At 66.5% G+C, this 17,462-nt stretch carries 20 protein-coding genes; 8 read left to right on the top strand and 12 right to left on the bottom strand.

The features are described 5' to 3' along the window. The first annotated feature begins 196 nt into the window (after positions 1–196). On the top strand, positions 197–1,681 hold the full coding sequence (locus ACQCSZ_RS07355; RefSeq protein WP_427007380.1) for an AAA family ATPase: 1,485 nt from the start codon (positions 197–199) through the stop codon (positions 1,679–1,681). A gap of 59 nt (positions 1,682–1,740) precedes the next feature. On the opposite strand, the gene ACQCSZ_RS07350 is transcribed toward ACQCSZ_RS07355, so the two are convergent. From ACQCSZ_RS07350 to ACQCSZ_RS07335, 4 genes are all read right to left on the bottom strand, one after another. Continuing rightward, a complete protein-coding gene (locus tag ACQCSZ_RS07350; RefSeq protein ID WP_427007379.1) occupies positions 1,741–2,040 on the bottom strand; it encodes a hypothetical protein in 300 nt (99 codons plus the stop codon). Between the two features lie 585 nt (positions 2,041–2,625). Continuing rightward, a complete protein-coding gene (locus ACQCSZ_RS07345) occupies positions 2,626–2,862 on the bottom strand; it encodes a hypothetical protein (RefSeq protein WP_427007378.1) in 237 nt (78 codons plus the stop codon). 89 nt (positions 2,863–2,951) lie between these two features. Next, positions 2,952–3,596, bottom strand: a complete 645-nt coding sequence (locus tag ACQCSZ_RS07340) for a hypothetical protein (RefSeq protein ID WP_427007377.1) — start codon at positions 3,594–3,596, stop codon at positions 2,952–2,954. Beyond that, the gene (locus ACQCSZ_RS07335) at positions 3,596–3,721 is read right to left on the bottom strand and encodes a hypothetical protein (protein WP_427007376.1); all 126 of its coding nucleotides are present in this window, start codon (positions 3,719–3,721) and stop codon (positions 3,596–3,598) included. The genes ACQCSZ_RS07340 and ACQCSZ_RS07335 overlap by 1 nt, the downstream gene beginning before the upstream one ends. A 673-nt stretch (positions 3,722–4,394) precedes the next feature. Between ACQCSZ_RS07335 and ACQCSZ_RS07330 the strand changes: the two genes are divergently transcribed. From ACQCSZ_RS07330 to ACQCSZ_RS07305, 6 genes are all read left to right on the top strand, one after another. Continuing rightward, positions 4,395–4,802, top strand: a complete 408-nt coding sequence (locus ACQCSZ_RS07330; RefSeq protein WP_427007375.1) for a hypothetical protein — start codon at positions 4,395–4,397, stop codon at positions 4,800–4,802. A 126-nt stretch (positions 4,803–4,928) separates the two neighbouring features. Continuing rightward, positions 4,929–5,678: a hypothetical protein gene (locus ACQCSZ_RS07325; RefSeq protein WP_427007374.1), complete on the top strand. Its 750-nt coding sequence runs from the start codon at positions 4,929–4,931 to the stop codon at positions 5,676–5,678. A 16-nt stretch (positions 5,679–5,694) separates the two neighbouring features. Further along, the gene (locus ACQCSZ_RS07320; protein WP_427007373.1) at positions 5,695–6,408 is read left to right on the top strand and encodes a class F sortase; all 714 of its coding nucleotides are present in this window, start codon (positions 5,695–5,697) and stop codon (positions 6,406–6,408) included. A 52-nt stretch (positions 6,409–6,460) separates the two neighbouring features. Then, positions 6,461–6,931: a cupredoxin domain-containing protein gene (locus tag ACQCSZ_RS07315; protein ID WP_427007372.1), complete on the top strand. Its 471-nt coding sequence runs from the start codon at positions 6,461–6,463 to the stop codon at positions 6,929–6,931. A gap of 188 nt (positions 6,932–7,119) precedes the next feature. Beyond that, positions 7,120–7,602 carry a DUF805 domain-containing protein gene (locus tag ACQCSZ_RS07310; RefSeq protein WP_427007371.1) on the top strand — a complete coding sequence of 161 codons (483 nt, stop codon included), beginning with the start codon at positions 7,120–7,122 and terminating at the stop codon, positions 7,600–7,602. A 351-nt stretch (positions 7,603–7,953) separates the two neighbouring features. Further along, entirely contained in the window at positions 7,954–9,072 is a 1,119-nt protein-coding gene (locus ACQCSZ_RS07305; RefSeq protein ID WP_427007370.1) for an EAL domain-containing protein, read from the top strand. A 108-nt stretch (positions 9,073–9,180) separates the two neighbouring features. Here ACQCSZ_RS07305 and ACQCSZ_RS07300 read toward each other — a convergent pair whose 3' ends face one another. Together ACQCSZ_RS07300 and ACQCSZ_RS07295 are read right to left on the bottom strand one after the other, a co-directional pair. Continuing rightward, entirely contained in the window at positions 9,181–9,852 is a 672-nt protein-coding gene (locus tag ACQCSZ_RS07300; protein WP_427007369.1) for a response regulator, read from the bottom strand. Continuing rightward, positions 9,849–11,483 carry an ATP-binding protein gene (locus ACQCSZ_RS07295; protein WP_427007368.1) on the bottom strand — a complete coding sequence of 545 codons (1,635 nt, stop codon included), beginning with the start codon at positions 11,481–11,483 and terminating at the stop codon, positions 9,849–9,851. The genes ACQCSZ_RS07300 and ACQCSZ_RS07295 overlap by 4 nt, the downstream gene beginning before the upstream one ends. A 328-nt stretch (positions 11,484–11,811) precedes the next feature. Between ACQCSZ_RS07295 and ACQCSZ_RS07290 the strand changes: the two genes are divergently transcribed. Continuing rightward, positions 11,812–12,198: a hypothetical protein gene (locus ACQCSZ_RS07290; RefSeq protein WP_427007367.1), complete on the top strand. Its 387-nt coding sequence runs from the start codon at positions 11,812–11,814 to the stop codon at positions 12,196–12,198. Between the two features lie 271 nt (positions 12,199–12,469). On the opposite strand, the gene ACQCSZ_RS07285 is transcribed toward ACQCSZ_RS07290, so the two are convergent. The 6 genes from ACQCSZ_RS07285 to ACQCSZ_RS07260 all read right to left on the bottom strand — a co-directional run bounded on the left by ACQCSZ_RS07285 (position 12,470) and on the right by ACQCSZ_RS07260 (position 17,276). Then, on the bottom strand, positions 12,470–13,165 hold the full coding sequence (locus ACQCSZ_RS07285) for a response regulator (RefSeq protein WP_427007366.1): 696 nt from the start codon (positions 13,163–13,165) through the stop codon (positions 12,470–12,472). After that, the gene (locus tag ACQCSZ_RS07280) at positions 13,159–14,358 is read right to left on the bottom strand and encodes a sensor histidine kinase (RefSeq protein ID WP_427007365.1); all 1,200 of its coding nucleotides are present in this window, start codon (positions 14,356–14,358) and stop codon (positions 13,159–13,161) included. The genes ACQCSZ_RS07285 and ACQCSZ_RS07280 overlap by 7 nt, the downstream gene beginning before the upstream one ends. Positions 14,359–14,530: 172 nt before the next feature. Further along, complete coding sequence (locus tag ACQCSZ_RS07275; protein ID WP_427007364.1) at positions 14,531–14,917, bottom strand: hypothetical protein; 387 nt, start codon at positions 14,915–14,917, stop codon at positions 14,531–14,533. A gap of 75 nt (positions 14,918–14,992) precedes the next feature. After that, positions 14,993–16,357, bottom strand: coding sequence for a DJ-1/PfpI family protein (locus tag ACQCSZ_RS07270; RefSeq protein ID WP_427007363.1), 1,365 nt, complete (start codon positions 16,355–16,357; stop codon positions 14,993–14,995). A gap of 229 nt (positions 16,358–16,586) precedes the next feature. Then, positions 16,587–17,096, bottom strand: coding sequence for a mycothiol transferase (locus ACQCSZ_RS07265; RefSeq protein WP_427007362.1), 510 nt, complete (start codon positions 17,094–17,096; stop codon positions 16,587–16,589). A 12-nt stretch (positions 17,097–17,108) separates the two neighbouring features. Continuing rightward, on the bottom strand, positions 17,109–17,276 hold the full coding sequence (locus tag ACQCSZ_RS07260) for a hypothetical protein (RefSeq protein WP_427007361.1): 168 nt from the start codon (positions 17,274–17,276) through the stop codon (positions 17,109–17,111). Positions 17,277–17,462 lie beyond the last annotated feature (186 nt).

The raw sequence follows: 17,462 nt of genomic DNA, 5'->3' as shown, positions 1-17,462 counted from the left end.
GTACCGGCCCTGCGCCCTTTCGGAACCGTGGCCGAGGCAGGATTCCAAGTCACTTGCAAGGAGCTCCGTTTTCGAGTCTGGAAACGGGCGGTGCAAGACCTGCAAGAAGCAGGCGCCTCACCGTGGGGGTGCACGCCCTTCACCAGGTGCGTGCAAATCTGCAGGCTTCACCTGCGGGCGCTGGTAGGGTCTGCCCATGGACGAAAATTTGGGGAAGTTCATCGACAATTTTGCCCAGCTGGTTCAGCTTGCCCAGTCCGGGCAGCACCGGGTGCAGGCGGGAACCCAGCTACTGGCAACGCTCACCGGCCACCTGGCGGTACCGGCAGAATCGCTGTCCGTGGTGGTGGAAGAGATTCCGCCGCACAGATTCGTCGACGCAGACATCCTGATGGCGGAACTCGCGGGCGAGGACGCGGATTTCCGGTTGGTGGGCATCGGCGGCGGGGACCAGCGCCACCATCAGTCGTTGAGCGACATGCTGCAGCAATCCCAGTTTTTCCCGCAGTTCCCGCTGTCCCAGCCCGACTACACCAACCTCGCGGTGGGGCCAGCCGAACAGCGGCAGGCCGTGGCCCTGGGGCTGTGGCTGTTCAACCATGGAAGCCGCCCGGTCGCCGTCCTGCAGCGGGACGCCAACCCCCGGTACGGGCGGCAGTCAGCTTCCCTCGAGGTCCTGGCCGGCGATACCGGGAACGCCGCGGACTTCCTGTCCGAGTTCCGCCGGCGGTTGCAGCACCGCAGTGTCCTGAAAGGCCAGGTTATTTCCCTGGTCATGGGCGAGTATGGGCCAAGCGCGGCCGGAGTGACCTTCCATGCCCGGCCTGCCCTCGCCGCGTCCGAGGTCATCCTGCCCGAGGGTGTGCTGCAGAAGGTGTCGGACCACGCCCTGGGTATCGCCCGGCACCGGGTCTCGCTCAACCAGTATGGGCAACACCTCAAGCGAGGCATCCTGCTGTACGGCAAGCCCGGGACCGGCAAGACCCACACGGTGAGGTATTTGTTGAGCCAGAGCGAAGGAGTGACCGCGATCCTGCTGTCTGGAGGTTCACTGGCCAGGATCTCGGAGGCTGCCACCATGGCCAGGGCGTTGCAGCCCTCCATCGTGGTTCTGGAGGACTGCGACTTCATCGCCGAGGACCGGAGCTTCGGGCACGGTCCGCAGCCGCTGCTGTTCGAGGTGCTCGATGCCATGGACGGCCTGGACAGCGACGCCGACGTAGCGTTCGTACTCACCACCAACCGCGTGGACATGCTCGAGCGTGCTTTGGCGCAGCGCCCCGGACGCGTGGATCTGGCCGTGGATATTCCCCTCCCGGCCCTGGCGGAGCGCATCGGGCTCGTGAGGCTGTATGCCCGTGGAATTCCGTTCAGCGCTGGTGCGGTACGGGACGCGGCAGCACGCACCGAAGGCACCACCGCCTCGTTCGCACGTGAGCTCGTCCGCCGCGCCGTCGTTGCCGCCGCGCTGGACGGCGTGCCGGTCGCGGACACTCACCTGGGCAAGGCCGTGGAAGACCTGATGGCCGACGGCGAGGCCCTCACCCGGAGCCTCCTCGGCAGCGGCACCGGCGACGGCAGTGGCCTGGGCGGGGGGTTCCCGGGAGGACCGGACTTTGGCGGGCCGTTTCCCGGCGGACCGAACTTGGGCGGCCCGGCGACCTTCCATCCCGGGGGCTAGCGGTCCGCCCGTGAGCAGGAAAGACTGCTCCGGCCGGGGCTGTCCTGACCCGGCGCACGTCACGGGGGGCCGGTCCTCCAGGTGCACATCAGTGCTGCGGTTCCGCGGGTGCTGTCGCCGACGGAATCCGTGGCGCAGGTGATTCCGAACCTGGCGTCCAAGAAGTGCAGGACCATGCCGGCGGAGTGTCCGGAGGCTGCTTCCCTGGCCGGGGCGGGAGAAGGGGTGACATCCACTGTGCGGTTCAGTACGGAGACCGGCTGGCATCCGGTGAGGAGCAGCGCGCCACCGGCCAGGAGGAGCCTGGCTGCGGTCCGCGGAAGGGAGTCCGTCATCATGGTGGTCAGGTGTGCGGACATCGCCCGTCGCATCAACGGGGCGACAAGCACCAGGGTCCTGAACGCTTGTACGGGCCGTCTAATCGAAGAGACGTTCGTATGTGGAACGCCTGTATAGAATGCATATTTGAATTATACGGTTATGGGATTGATTCCTGCGTGCCGATGCCATTTCCGCAATGCCCCTCGACAGGCCGGCCATTCAAATTCCGCCATTTTCATTCGCCCTGCACCAAGCTGATTGTCACGGCGCAACCAGGTTGTCACTATTGCCAACTATCCTGTCACATCATAAAAAGGCCATTCTTCATCGGATCCTCCTTGTTTGTTTCGTGGTCCTTTCGTCGCGAGCTCCGCCCACCGCCGGGCTGCAGGCCCAGCCACTGCCGCCGTCGTCGTCGTCCGCCGGAACCATTTCCAGCGTCACGGAATGCTCCCCAGTCGTCGCCGAAAGCGTAGGTACGGGCCATCATGCCGCCAACGGCGGTAAGCAACTCGCCGACGGGCTGCGGCCCCGATCCCAGTTCCGCATTTGACGCTAACGAAGCCGTCGTCTTTGAGCCACAGAGGGTCCCGGCTGCAGCCGGGACCCTCTTGGACTTCTTCCTACATGCCCGGAATGTCCAGTGCCGGGAATACCTGGATCGATGCGCCGGGCATCATCAAGTGCGGGTGGCCATCCATCAGCGCCACCGCCTCCTCCACGCTGTCCGCTTCCAGCAGCGAGTAGCCGCCCACGGTGGCGTTGGCCGGGGACACCCCGGCCGGGGTGATCTCCTGCCCGTTGCCCAACGGGGCCCCCATGTCCGTCAAGTGCTCACCGGCCCGGCCTGCCCAGTCCATCCACAGTTTCATTCCCTCGGCCGCAGCCGCCGCCGCTGGACCATCGCTCCGGCCGGAGGAAGATAGGGGTCAGCCGGCGTATTGAGGAGTCAGTGGTGGTGCCCGGCGGGGCTCTGGATCTGTGGGCTGCCGTGTTCGCCAGGCGGGACGGTGTGCTGCCCGGCGGCTGTCGCGGCGAGACCCGGGGTGGTGACAGCGGCGACCGCCAGGGCGGCCGCAAAGATGGCCGGCAGCAGGCGGCCCGCAGACGGGGAAATCGCCGCTGGGGCGCCGCGGCGGGCACCGTGCCGGGCCAGCCAGCCCACCGAGCCGACGAGCGCCAATTCCAGCGCCAGGGCCGAAAGGCCCGCCACGTCCAGGGACCGCGCGGACGCGGGAACCCACCAGATGCCGTGGATGACGGACGCGATATGCATGAGCACCGAGACAGCCACCAGTCGGATCATGACGCCCGACCATACCGGGTTCCCGAAGTGCAGGCTTTGTATCGCCCAGGCCGTCAACACGATGCCCCAGACGGCGGCAGCGAGAGCGCCTGCCCAGCTCCAGGGGCTCCCGGCCGAGGTGAGCAGTGTGGAACTGATCCCGAAGCTGAGCGTTCCGGCACCCAGGCCGGCGAAGGCCGAAAGCATTCTGATGGCCTCGGGCAGGAGTCTGCCCGGCGGCGGGGACGGGCGGTCCGGATCCCGGGCTGGGACCGTCCTTCCCTCCCCGGCAGGGGCGGCGGCGCTCATCAGCTGGTCCGTGCGTAGGTCCGGGGGGCCCTTGCCCTGTCCTGGGATAGCCCGATGCCCAGCAGGAGTACGGCGCTGGCCAGGTGCAGCACGTTGTCGACGCCGTTGAGCGCGATGATGTTCAACGCCTTCGGCGGCGAAGAACCCGACCCCGGAGGTTGCCGCGAACCCGAGAACGCCGATGAGAAGGTACACGGCACCGAAAACAGCGGCGACGAGTCTGTTGGTGGATGTGCGCATAGTGACAACCTTTCTGGCTCGGACCCTCACCTGGGAGTGCGAGATTGCGGGCCCGTTACGGCGAGACCACACGGCGGCCACGACTACTGTTCGGTGCCGTATGCCCCTCGGATTGCCGCCCGTACCCTCGCCCGGGCCGGCGCCCTCGCTTCGCATCCCGGGAGGGCATCGTTCAACCCGCCTGGTGTCTGGGCGCTGACCGTTTTGCCGGTCGATTCTGTCGGCGAGCGCGGTCAGGGTTTCCGGGGACCGGTCCGTGGACCTCGCGGCAGCGAATAGCTTGGGGAAGGGTCAGCGATCTTCTGTCACCCTGTAATTGTCTGGGAATGGTGTCTTATGAAAAGCAGGATCTGCGCGGGCCGGCCCGGTATGAACGCTCTGGCTGGTGCGGCGGTCTCGGTACTCTTGCTGGCCGGGTGCGCCGGTGGCCCCGGTGGCCCGGGTGGCCCCGGTGGCCCCGGTGGCCCGGTGGAGGGCGGCGGCGCCCAGGGCTCGTCGTCCTCCCCGGCTCTCCCGGCTCCGGGGGCAACGGATGGCTCCCCATCGGCAGCGGCAAAGATGGTATGCGCAGATGAGACCCGGGACAACATCGTCCGCATCCTCTCCCTGCCGAACCTCCCCCGGACCACCGATTCCTGGGCCGACAGTCTCTACACCTGCACCTACGCGCTGCCTGCCGGTTCCCTTGTGCTCTCGGTCAAGGAATTGCCGGACCCGGCCGCTGCCCGCGGCCACTTTGACGGGCTGGCCCAGTCCACCGTTTCGGCCCGGCCCATCGAGGGGATGGCGAACCTGGGACTTGCGGCCTTTGAGAGCACGGCCGGGTCCGTGGTCTTCGTCAAAGACAGCTTCGTCCTGACGGTGGACGCCTCGGCCCTGCCGGATTCCCTCGGCCCGCACAGCGTTTCCCGCGGCGCGTTCGCGTATGAGGTCTCCACGGCCGTCCTGGCCTGCTGGTCCGAATAATCCGGGTGTCCGAAAAAAATTCCCGACCCACACCCGTCCGTGACGCGGACCACAACGAACCATTGATGTCCCAACCGTGCGCGTGCCCATCAGGGGAACGTTCATTGTCATCGGAGGAAACCAGTCATGAAGAAATCCGCATTCCTGATCGCCCCGGCCCTGGCCCTGGGCGCCCTCGCCCTCTCCACCAGCCCGGCCCTCGCGGCCGACACCACCACCTACCAGGCGAACCTTGCCGCGATCAACGGCAGCAACGCCTCAGGCACGGTGATGATCACCCTCAACGGCGACCAGGCAACCGTCACGGAAAAAGTCTCCGGACTCGCCGCCACGTTCAGCGGCAAACCGTACCCGCACGTCCAGCACATCCACATCGGCGCCAAGGGCACCTGCCCCGACATGTCCGCCGACGCGGACAAGGATGGCGTGATCAGCACCACCGAAGGCGCCCCGTCGTACGGCGCGATCGGTGCGACCCTGTCCACCAGCGGCGATACCAGCCCGGCTGCCGGCACCGACCTGACCCTGGCAGGGATGGGTGCTAGCTACACCTATCAGCGCACCTTCGCCCTGGACGCGAAAACCTCCGCCTCGCTCAAGGCCGGCACCGCCGTCGTCGTGGTCCACGGCCTTGACCCCGCCACCTTGTCAGAAGCGGCGCAGAAAGCGCCCAGTGACCTTGTGCCGTCCCTGCCGCTGGCCGCAACCTCCCCGGCACTGTGCGGGACCCTGACGGCGATGCCCGCCGGAGCCCCCGGCACCGGCATCACCACCCCGGCCGGGACCGACCTGGGACTCCTCGCCGTCGGCGGCGGTCTCGTCCTGGCAGCCGGCGGAGCCTACGCCGTCCGCCGACGGATGACCGTCAAGGCCTGAAACCGGGCAGGGTCTGATGTCATCTGATCTGAAAGGCCGCCGCGGACGCACCCTTGCGTCCGCGGCGGCCGCCCTGCTCCTGGCCGGCGGCATCACCGCCCTCGGATTCGGGCTCCATGCCGAGCCCCCGGCACCCGGCGGAGACACCCCCGCCTCCGCCAGCGCCGCCGCCCCGTCCCCCGGTACCGCGTCGGCAACAACGGCGGCCGCGGACCCGGCCGCCCCCGCCGCCCTCCCGCCGGCACAACCATCGGGACCGGTCCTTGCCGCATCCCTGCCCGTCAGCCTCGACGTCCCCTCCATCGGGGTCAGCTCGCCCCTGCTGCAGCTGGGCAAGCAGGCCAACGGTGAAGTCCAGACCCCGCCCGGGGAACCCGGTTCCCCTGCCGGCTGGTACAAGGACTCCCCCGCACCCGGCCAGACCGGCTCCGCCGTCATCCTCGGCCACGTCAACTCCACAAAAAACCCCATCGGCGTCTTTTACCGCCTCCACGAACTCACCCCCGGCCAGAAATTCACCGTCACCCGCACGGACCATACCGCCGCCGTGTTCACTGTCGACAAAGTCGATGTCTACCACAAGGCAGGCTTCCCCACCGTGGAGGTCTACCAGAACGCGGACCGGCCCGAGATTCGGCTGATCACGTGCGGCGGCTACGACCCTGCTACCGGGGAATACCTGGACAACACCGTTGTCTACGCCCATCTGACGGCCACGCACCCCGCGTGAGCGGCGGCCCCGCGGTCCCCGGCGCGTTCACCAACTCCCAGGACGGAATACCATGACCACCACCACGAAGAGGCACAGCCTCAGACTCATCCTGCTCGCCGGCGCTGCGGCCCTGGCGCTGAGCGCCTGCGGGTCCACCGGCGCCGGGGCAGGATCATCTCCTGCCACAGCCTCCGTAACGGCATCCCGGCCTGCCGCCGCCGGGCCCGGTTCAACTCACTCCATGGATCCCGGGATGGGCGCCTCGTCCATGGGGGCCGGATCCACCGGGACCGCAGCAATGGCCACGATCCACATCAAGTCCTTCGCCTACACCGGCCCGGACAGCGTCCCTGCCGGTGCGACGGTGACCGTGATGAACATGGACTCCGAGGCCCACACCGTGACAGCCGACGACGGTTCCTTCGACGCCGTCGTCAAAGCCGGGACAAGCGTCACGTTCACTGCCCCGAAAAAACCCGGTGCCTACGACTATCACTGCACCTACCACTCCAACATGCACGGAACCCTGACCGTCAAATGACCGCGGCCAGAACCACCGCGCCGCACAGGCCCGGGCCAGACATGGAACACGCGGACCGGGCTGGTGTTTCCGCAGGTCAACTCGGGCAGCATCCCGGGGGACGCACTCCAACTCTGCGCCTGAAATTCACGCCGCGGACACCTGATCGGCCATGCCGGAACTTTACGATGGGGCGTCATCACCCATCCATGAAGGAGTTCCGTTTGTCTTTCCAGCAGCAGACCACCCCCGCCGCCCCCTTGTGGGCCCCGTACTACGGTGCACCCATCGGTGAGGCCGCGAAGCGGTTCTTCAAGAAGTACGCCACGTTCACCGGCCGCGCCAGCCGCAGCGAATACTGGTGGTGGATGCTCATCTCCGTCGTTGTATCCATAGTGCTGAACATCATCATGTCAGTGACCGGCGGCGCGGGCGCGACGGCAGGCACCGGCGGAAGCACCGCTCCGGGCCCGGGCGCCGTTGTCGGCATCATCCTCATCGTCATCTGGGGACTGGCGGTCATCGTCCCCTCCCTGGCGCTGACCGTCCGCCGCCTGCACGATGCAAACTTCAGCGGCTGGATGATCCTCATCGGCCTCGTGCCCTTCGTCGGCAGCCTGGCCGTCCTCATCTTCGCTCTGCTTCCGTCCAAGCCGGAAGGCCAGCGGTTCGACGTTCCCAAAGCCGCATAGGCTGACGCGTGCCTCCAAACGCTGACAAGAAGGCCGCCGGCATTACGCCGGCGGCCTTCTGCCTTCAAAAATACAACGCCGAGGAAGGCCTGGAACGACTGGCTGCAACCCCCAGCGGATCAGCCTGCCCGCGGCGAACCGGACTGGCGCTGGCGTTGGGCCCGTGGTCTGGCGGGACGGCCGGTGTGCGGCATGTCACATTGGAAAGTTCTGCTTCCGGGAGGAACAGACACGTCAGTACCGTTGTACAGTTTCCTCACTGTCTTCCGCTTTCCGGACCTGGGCTCCACGGTTCCGGAAAGGGTAAGCCGGCTCCGGACTCAGCCGGAACCGAAAACAAAGGAATAGCCCATGCCGACGGACCCGTCGTCCATTTCAGCACGCTCCGGGAGCCAGCCTCCCGCCGACCCGGCACCGGCCAGGCGCTACGGCAATGACGCTTCGGGGATACGCCGCCAGGCCTCGGAGATTATCAAGGCGGTGCTCTCCGATCCCGCACCGGAGCAGGCCCGGGCCAGGGATATGCTTCGCGGATACGTGGCCGCCCACCCAGGGAACCCGGAAAAGGCGCTGGCGGAACACCTGACCTCCCTCCGGTCCCTGACCGGATCCCCCGCCGGAGCCCCGCCACCGCTGCCACCGGGCGCCCCTTCCGACGGGCGGCACCCGGTCGACACGCCGGACCCGGCAGCGGCGGAATCCGTCTCGCGGATCGAAGCGGTCCTGAACGGCAGGATGCTGCTGACAGCATTTCAGCCGATCTTCGATCTCTCCACGGGCGCCGTCGTCGGGGTCGAAGCGTTCACCCGGTTCGTCAGCGACGGGAACGACGCCGCCGCCTGGTTCGCCGAGGCCGCCGATGCACGGCTGGGAAGCGAACTTGAATTCGCGGCGCTGGAGTGCGCCCTCGCCGCCTCGCAGCACGTGCCGCCGCACCTGTACGTGGCACTGAAACTGTCCCCGGCCACCTGCCTGGACCCGCTCCTGCCGGAACTGCTGCAGGCATCGACGCTGTCCCCGGACCGCATGGTGCTCCAGCTCACCGAGGCCCTGACCGCCGGGCAGCCCTCCGCACTGGTCGCGGCGCTGTTGCCCCTTCGCCGGAGCGGAGTCCGCCTCGCGGTTGACCACGTGGGCTCGTACTTCGATTCGATCCGCCATGTCCGGCAGCTCAGGCCCGACATCATCAAACTTGACCGGGACCTGGTCGCCGGAATCGATTCGGACACGCTTCGACACGCCTTCGGTGCGTCCATGACGGGGTTCGCAGAGCAGCTGGGAGCCGCACTCATCGCCGAAGGGATCGAAACAGGCGCTGAACTGGCAGCTCTCACCGGTCTTGGCGTGAGAACCGGACAGGGCTATTTCCTAGGCCGGCCCTCCACCCGCCCCCAGGACTGGGCCGGCTGGAACCTCGCGGCACATGGACTCCCCACCCCGACGAATCCCGATGGGGCGGCGCGGTCCTGACACCACGCCTTCGGGGTCAGCCCCGTTTTGGGCTTAGTCGTTCTTACGGGTCCGCCTCATAGACCGCACCCGACGACGGTGTCCCCGGGGAGCTCCACCTGAGCGGCATTACGACTTGAGGGGCAGGTAGGTGTTTACCGGCCTTCCGGTCGCGCCGTAGGCCAGATGAAGTTGCAGGCGTCCTTTGCGTTCCAGTTCGCTGAGGTACCTCTGGGCCGTGGGGCGGCTGATTCCGATGAGCTCGGCGATGTCGGAGGCACTGATGGGTTGTCCGGCGTGGACTACTGTATCGAGGACTTTTTGCATGGTCGGCGGGAGGCGGCGGCTCCCGCCGGCCAGGGACGGTGGCCGCCTGAGGTTGAACAGTTGGTCGACGGCGGCTTGGTCGGCGACGGTTCGTGTGTCCGCTTCGCGGCGCCAGCGACGGTACGAGTCGAGCTGGGTTTGCAGCTGTTCGAAGCCGAAGGGCTTGACCAGGTAGTAGACGGCTCCCCCGCGCATGGCAGCATGCACGGTGGCCAGGTCCCTTGCCGCCGTGATCATGATCGCATCGATATTTTCCCCGCGGGCCTGGAGAGAACGGAGGAGGCTGATCCCGTCCTCGTCCGGCAGATAGACATCAAGAAGCAGGAGATCCGGTTTGAGTTCTGCGATGGCTGCGCGCGCGGCCGCCGCGGTGTGGGCCTCGCCTACGCATTCGTATCCCTCGATCCTGTCCACGCGGGCGGCGTGGATCCGGGCGACACGGAAGTCGTCGTCAACCACCAGTGTGCGGATCATGGTGGGGCCTCGCCCATGGACGCGGGCTCGTGGAGTGGCTTTTCAGTTTCAGGCTCAGGCAGCCAGATTTCGAAATGTCCTCCCGGGCCGGGGAAGACGTCCAGCGTTCCCCCGGCCCGGTGCACGATCCGGGCAACGAGCGCCAGTCCGATACCCCGGCGGATGCCGGGACGCTGGTCCTTTGTCGTGAACCCGTCAGTGACCACCTCGCCGAGCACGTCCGCCGGGACACCGGGACCGTTGTCTGTCACGGAGATGAAGATGCCGGAGGAATCATCGAGCTGGAGCGTGACGAGCCTGGGTGTGGCCTGCCCGGAAACGGCGTCGACGGCGTTGTCCAGGAGGTTGCCGGTGATGGTCAGGAGCGACTGGGTATCCAGGAACGGCTGCCGCAGCTGCGAATCATCGGTGACCGTGACGTGCACGTCCTGCTCGGCTGCGATCGTGATCTTGGCCAACAGCAGGGCAGCCAGTTCCGGAGGTTCCACCCGGGAGCGCAGGCCCTCGCCAAGGGAACGCGAAGTGTCTGAAATCCCCGAGACGAATCGGCGCGCCTGATCCACGTCGCCCATCTCCAGCAGTCCGTCCACTACATGAAGGCGGTTCGCGTACTCGTGCTCCTGCGCCCTCAACGCTTTCATCAGGCCCCGGACGGCGCGCAGGTCGCGGATCAGGCCCTCGACCTCAGTGCGGTCCCGCAGTGTCACGACGGCGCCGATGCTCCTTCCGCCCAAAGTGACTGTCATCCGGTTGGCCACCAACAGTGCGTCCTCGGTGATCACGACCTGATCGGTGCCGGCAACCTCTCCGGTGAGGAGGGAGAGGAGCCTCCCGGCGGGAAGGAGATCCTCCAGCCGTTCGCCGAGGACCCTCCCTTCCAGGTGCAGCAGGCGGCGCGCCTCGGTGTTGATCACGGTGACGCGGCCGTCGTCGTCGACGCCGATCATCGCTTCACGGATGCCGTGCAGCAGTGCTTCGCGATCCTGGAGCAGGGAGGCGATCTCGGCCGGCTCAAGGTCGAAGGTCACCCTTTTGATCCGGCGCGCCAGCAGCAGGGAACCGAAGGCACTGACCAGCAATACCACTGCCGAATAACCGGCGATGAGCCAGATCTGGTGCCCCCGTTCCATGTCCTCGGTTGTTTCCAGGATGCCCACCGACACCTGGCCGATCACGCTGCCGTCGGCCGCGCGGATGGGCGCCTTTGCGTTGGCGGATGGTCCCAGGCTCCCCGGGTCGGTGCCGACGTGATTCTGGCCGTCCAGCACGGCCACGGGCTCCTGCAGGACCTTGCCGATGAGGTCCGGGTTCGGGTGGGAGTATCGGACGCCGTTCCGGTCGCTGACGACGACGTAGTCCGGGTGCGCCTTGGACTGCACGGTGGTTGCCATCGCCTGGATCGACCGGGACGGGTCGCCGGCTTGCAGGGCTGCGGCGACGTCGGGCATCTGGGCGACTGTGGTGGCTATTCCCAGGGCCCGCAGGCGGTACTGGTGTTCAAGGGTCTGGTTGCTGATTCGGTCGTAGAGGACCGCCCCGCCGGCGACAGTCAGCAGCAGGATGCACAGCACCCACACCAGGATCTGTGATGCGAGCGGCCTCGCCTTTAAACGCCGACCCGGGATCCTCACCTTCCCCGCACCTTCAATCTCTTCCTATACCCTCACCTAGTTTATGTGGTCCAGCCCACCCCGGCGTCGAAAGGGGCGCGGCGAGCAAAAGGCTCAAAACATGAATGATGCCGCTTAACCCTCGCAAGGCACGGAAGTCTTGGGCCGGCGTCGGCCTTCTTCCTATCGTTGATGGATCAGAGGTGACGTGGTTCACAGATAGGCTGCAGAGCGGGCCGGGATAACCCCCACGTTTACCACCAACGCCTACCTGCCTCGCCCAGGACCGTCGGCTGATCGTGCCGCCAGGCAGGGTGAGCAGCTAGGAAATCTCCAAAGGACTGCCCCAATGAACAAAATCATGCGTGTTCTCGGCACTACCACGGCGACGCTGGCCTTGGGCCTGGGCGCCAGCGCCCTCCCGGCCAGCGCCGCGAGCGCAGCCGCCCCGGCCTCCGGAAACTGGAATCACAGCTCTTCGGACAACAACCGCCACCACCAAAAGGACAGCAACCGGCACGACAGCCAACATGGCTGGTGGGACGGGGAGAACCGCTGGCACGACTGGTCCGACGGATCGGGCTGGCGTGACGACGACGGTAACTGGCGTTCCGACGACGACCACAACGGGTCGTGGATGGGACGTGACGGTTTCCGGCACGACAGGGACGGCTGGTTTGACCACCAGGGACACCGGCATCAGGACGACCACAACAAGCACGCGCGCACCTGGTAGCCCAAGGCCTGTGGGCCGCTAGCTGAGGCCACTGCGCATCCATCCAGCCGGAGGACGGGAGCTATGCCCGCCCTCCGGTGTGGCGTATGTGCTGAAGACTAAGCGGAGCGCACCTGGCACGCCGATTATCCCCGTGGCGATGGTCCACCAGGAGGGCCCGTCACCGGCGGGTGCTTGAGCTGCAACGGCCAGGCCTGGCGCCGGACTGGGTCAAGGCCTTGGCCGCGGAAAAGGCCCACCGTACCGCCTCCTGATTTGTCATGACAGGCAGTCAGCCCGGCCGGCGCTGGCTAGCCAAGCCATGTTCGTAAGCGAAGATGACGGCGTGCACACGGTCCCGCAGCCCGAGTTTCATCAAGATCCGGCCCACATGGGTTTTCACCGTCGATTCCGCCACGAACATTCGCTCACCGATCTCTGTATTTGAAAGTCCGCCGGCAATCGCCGAGAGAACTTCCAGTTCCCGCCGCGTCAGGGCCGCGACGGCTTCGTCACCCCCGGAGGCGGGACCGGCGGGAAGCCTTTGGCTGAAGAGATCCAGCATCCGGCGGCTGACCCTGGAGGAAATGGCCGCGTCTCCTCCGGCGACGGCTCGAATGGACGCGAGCAACTCAGCTGGTCCGACGTCCTTGAGCAGAAAGCCGCTGGCACCGGCCCGGAGCGCCGCAAACGCGTACTCGTCCAGATCGAACGTGGTGAGGACAATGACCCGTGACTGCGGACACTCGTCGACAATGCGCCGGGTCGCCGCGATGCCGTCCGTGTCCGGCATCCGCACATCCATCAGCACCACGTCCGGTGCCAAGGTACGACACATGTCGATGCCAATCCTGCCATCGGCGGCTTCGCCAACGACTTCGACCCCGTCCTGGGCATCCAGCACCATGCGGAATCCCATTCGGACGAGTGTCTGGTCATCAACCAGCAGCACCCGGATGGGGCGCGCCGGGGTAATTGCCGTCACCATGGTCCTCCCTTCAGTGGTGGGAACCGGGCGGTCACGGACCATCCACCGTTGCTCAGAGGACCCGCGCGCAGCGTGCCGCCATACAGTGCGACGCGCTCCCGCATTCCGACGACGCCACGCCCGGCATGGTCGGCAGGGACGACCTCCGGTTGGCCGTCGTCGGTCACCGAGACCATGATCGCCTGCGCGCTGAACTGCGCGCGAACCGTGACCGCTGTTGCTGCCCTCGCGTACTTAAGCGCATTGGTGAGCCCCTCCTGGATGACCCGGTAGATAGCGAGTTGGATCCCGGGGTCGCCCGGAGGAAAACCGGTCGAATGCAGGACCACCGGAAGGCCCGCAGAACGGAAAAGCTCCACCAAATCGGGAACCTCCGCCACCCCCGGCGAGGGTGCTACCGCACCGGGCAACTGTCCGGTGCGGCCGTCGTCCAGAACTCCAAGCATCCGGCGCATGTCCGCCACCGCAACGCGCCCCGTCTCGGCAACCTGACGCATGGCCTGGACGGCGCGGGCAGGATCAGTGGAGGCAATCTCCGCAGAACCATGCGCCAGGGAAATCATCACGGCCAATCCGTGCGAGACGATGTCGTGCATCTCCCGCGCGATCGCGTTGCGCTCCGCGGCGGCTGCAATGCTGGCCAGATGCTCCCGTTCACGCATCAGCCGGTCTGCACGGTCCACGAGGGCGTTCACGTAGCCGCGGCGCGTGCGTACGTTCAGACCGGCCAGTGTCGCGATCACCAGCACGACGATCGCCTGGACGGCTTGGCCAGGGTCCACCATCGACCAGGGCTGCAGGACCGCGGCGAGAAGAAGGATTGCGCTGGTACCCAGCAGGCCGAAGACGGCGTGCCGCGCTGACCGGTAGACGGCGACGGCGTACAGCGCCATCGCCGCCGCCACCGCCGCGAAGCTCGCCGGAACCGAGAACGTGATGAGCATGACGCCGGCCGTGGCAGCCAACGACGACATCGGAGCTTGCCGCCGGAAAAAAAGTGCAGTGCCGGAAACCACCACCGCGAGCAATGGGAGAACGAACCCCGGGCCTTCGGCCTCGTGAACGATAGCGGCTGCTGCCAGGGCCGGCCCTGTATATGCGGCGGCGGCCAGGAGGTCGGTAATGCGCGGGCGGGAGCGCCATCCGTCTCGCCGAAGCGGTTCGCCCGACGAAACCGGCGCCGTCAAGGCCACTTCCGGCAATGCTGCCAGGCGTGCAGTGTCCCTGTCTCGGTCATGCTCCGGACTCTACCCGTCGTGGAGTGCATAAGGGTCCCTAGGTCTTCTGTTTGGAGGTGGTGGCCTTGTTGGCGGGCGCCGACAGGACCGAAGCTCAAGTTGCCGGTCCTGCAAGCCCTGCTGGAGATCACTGGAGTGCAAGGACCAGGTAGAGGGCTGCGAGGGCCAGCGCGGTGGGGGTCATGACGAGGCGTTCAGGTTTGCTGCGGGAGATCCCGTTCATGAGGACGCCGAGCACGAAGTACGCCGTCATCACCCACACGGTGACGGCAGTAAAGGATTCGCTGACCAACGGCGGGACAAGACCTGCCTTGGCCAGCGCTGCATAGGCGAAGAGGGCATACACGGCTATGGAGAGCGCGCTCCCGATCCTGAGCCTGGCAGGGAGGACACGGTGTTGTCCGCCCCACGCCATACTCCCGAGCGGCGCCCCGGCGATGAGCACGCCCTGGAAGACCGTCAGACCGGCCAGAAGTGCGCAGGCGAGTATTGCGGAAAGCTGCTCTATCGGCATCAGGAAACCATTCTCTTGTGTGACGTCTATGGCGCAAGTGGAAGGGCCGAACCCGAACATTCCCGCGTGGACCGGTCATTTCATCCGCCACAATACCCGGCGCCGGATGGCGGTTCGTATGATGGCCGGCAGGGAACCGACAAGAATGGCGAGCAGCAGGCCGAGCGCGAACAGGACAGGAACCCGGACAGGGGTTTCTCCAGCCGGAAGGATCAGATGCGCCGTGGGATAGTCGATCATCTTGGCTGCGGACAGGGCCGTGGCACGGTCGGTATGCCGCGCCAGATACTCCAGGGCGCCGTCGAATCCGAGCATCCCGCCGGCGCCAATCAAGGCATCGACGGGCACGTTGCGGGACGCGGCCCAGTCCCTCAATTGCGGATCAATGTCCCGGTCCCCAGCCACCCCAGGGGCGACGACCCTGTCCACCGGAGGCGCGAGGCGTTCCGGGACGGTCAGTAGAATCAGCCCGTGTTTGGTGGTGACTGTGTCCGTGGGGGCGACCGCCACTGCCCGGGCTGCGAAGGACATGTTGTAGACCTCGAACGCGCTGGCGACATCGATTTCACTCACCCCGTTGAAGAGCCCGACTCCGATGACCGGCCGGAACCACGGGACGAGAGCGTTGAGTCCGACGGGAATGTCCGAGGCGTCGAAGGACTGGACAGGTATTCCGGCTGGTGCAGCGACTGACCAGCCCGGGTAATTCACGAGCCGGCCGACTCGTTCGGATTCTTCAACGCCCGCCAGATCCTCCATGACTTTCAAAGCGCCCGGGATGCCGGACGTTACGCCCGCGGTGGTGGTGATCCTGCCGTCCTGAACGAACCGCTGGCCTCCCGTCCATTGGACCTCGGGATGGCTCTGCTTCAGGGCACCCAGACGCGACCAGTGGCTTGTCGCCTGGTGCCCGTTCAAGAGACCGGTTTCCGCCAGGACGCTCGACCCGTTGCAGACGCCCATAATGCGGGCGCCTCGACCGGACTGTTCCACGATCCATGCCCGCATTGCCGCTTCGTCCGGCCCCTCCGGCGTGCCGACGGCCGGGACAACGACCGCGTCGGGCTGCCGGGCCGTACCCGATCGAACATCGTCGAACGTGTACGTGGGGACTATCGCCGGACCTCCGTCAATTGGCGCAGGGGCGGCCTGCGCTGCGATTGTGTACACGGAAAACTTCGGGGAGCTGGCAAACACTTCGTAGGGGGCCAGGACGTCACTTCCCACGGTGCCCGACGAGCCCAGGACAACGGCTACAACGATCGCGCCGGAGGAGGAGGGCCGATTCGTGGGGGAATCTTTCAGCTCCCGCGCGGACGGCCGGACGTGGCTTTCTGCATCCGCCACCTCGGTGCCGGCGAAAGCCAGCGCGACCACCGTGAGGAGGGACAACCCGACCGAGAGTACGGCGTGAACATAGCGTTTTGAGAGCGAAGCCATGGGTGAGTCTCGATTCCGTTTGGAGGCGGGGCCATCACCTTGTGTGTGCCCTGCGTTGCTCTTTCACGCTACGGATTGCCCACTACACGTACATCGGTCGACGGGACATTCCCGAGCAGGTCCAACCGGTACCTGGGTACTACGCGATCGCTCACCCGGAGGCAGCCTAAACGTCGTAGGTTGTCCGTCCACAGGAGCCTCGCCGGGTGATACCGAGGCCGCATACTCCCTAACCGTTCGCGGGGTTCAGGCCCTTGGCGTATGCGGCCTGCCCGACGTGCTGGAGGCAGTCGGCAATAATGCTGACCAGCCGCACCCCGAGCGTGACCGGCGGGTCCCAGCGGGTGTCGACGATGCGGTCGAAGTCCTCGTCGCCGAGCGTTTTCAGAAACTCCACGGTCTGCCGGTGGACGGCGTCGTAGTATTCGACCAACAGCTCCGGCGGGGCCTGCACCGCGTCGACCTGGCCCGTCGAATGGCCGTAGCCGGTGTCGCGTACGGGCAGCGGCAGATCGAAGCGGCCAGCAAACCCCTGCGAGGTCCAGACCTGTTCCAGGCCGGCGGCGGAGGCGAGCTGCGCGTCCTCTCCCCGGCTGAGGTGCCAGATCAGCCACGCAATCGAGTTTCCGTTGCCTGTGGGCCGACGGACCAGAGACTCGTCGTCGGCCCCTTCAAGCGTGGCAGCCACGGTGTCACGGATCCGGCCGAAGGCGTCCAGCAGCAGTTCGTTGGATTTCATCGAGTCCCCTCACTATGCATCTTTCTGGAGCGCCGGGTGTTGGTTGTAGACGCGGATCCAGTCGACCTGCATCTGGCTTGGTAGAGTGGCGGTCCCGTCCGGGAACCAGTCCAGCTGGATCGTTTGGTGCATCCCGACCGTGGGCTGGTGCGCCGGGTCTGTGTCGGTGAACCATTGCACACCGTCGATGTATCCGGTGATCCCGGCCGGGGTCCACGGGACAGCGTGAGTCTGGAAGTTCGAGCCGCCGCACGCGGCGCGCCCGTGGAGGAAAACCCGTCCCCGGTAACCACCGGACCCCAGCCGAAACGACGGCGGCCTGCGTACCGTCGGGCGACTGGGCGGGGTTCACGGTGATCGTGATGG

Source organism: Pseudarthrobacter sp. H2, assembly GCF_050157045.1.
Taxonomy (GTDB): Bacteria; Actinomycetota; Actinomycetes; order Actinomycetales; family Micrococcaceae; genus Arthrobacter.
Note: the sequence above shows the minus strand (reverse complement) of the source record. Positions and strands in the feature narration are given on the sequence as shown.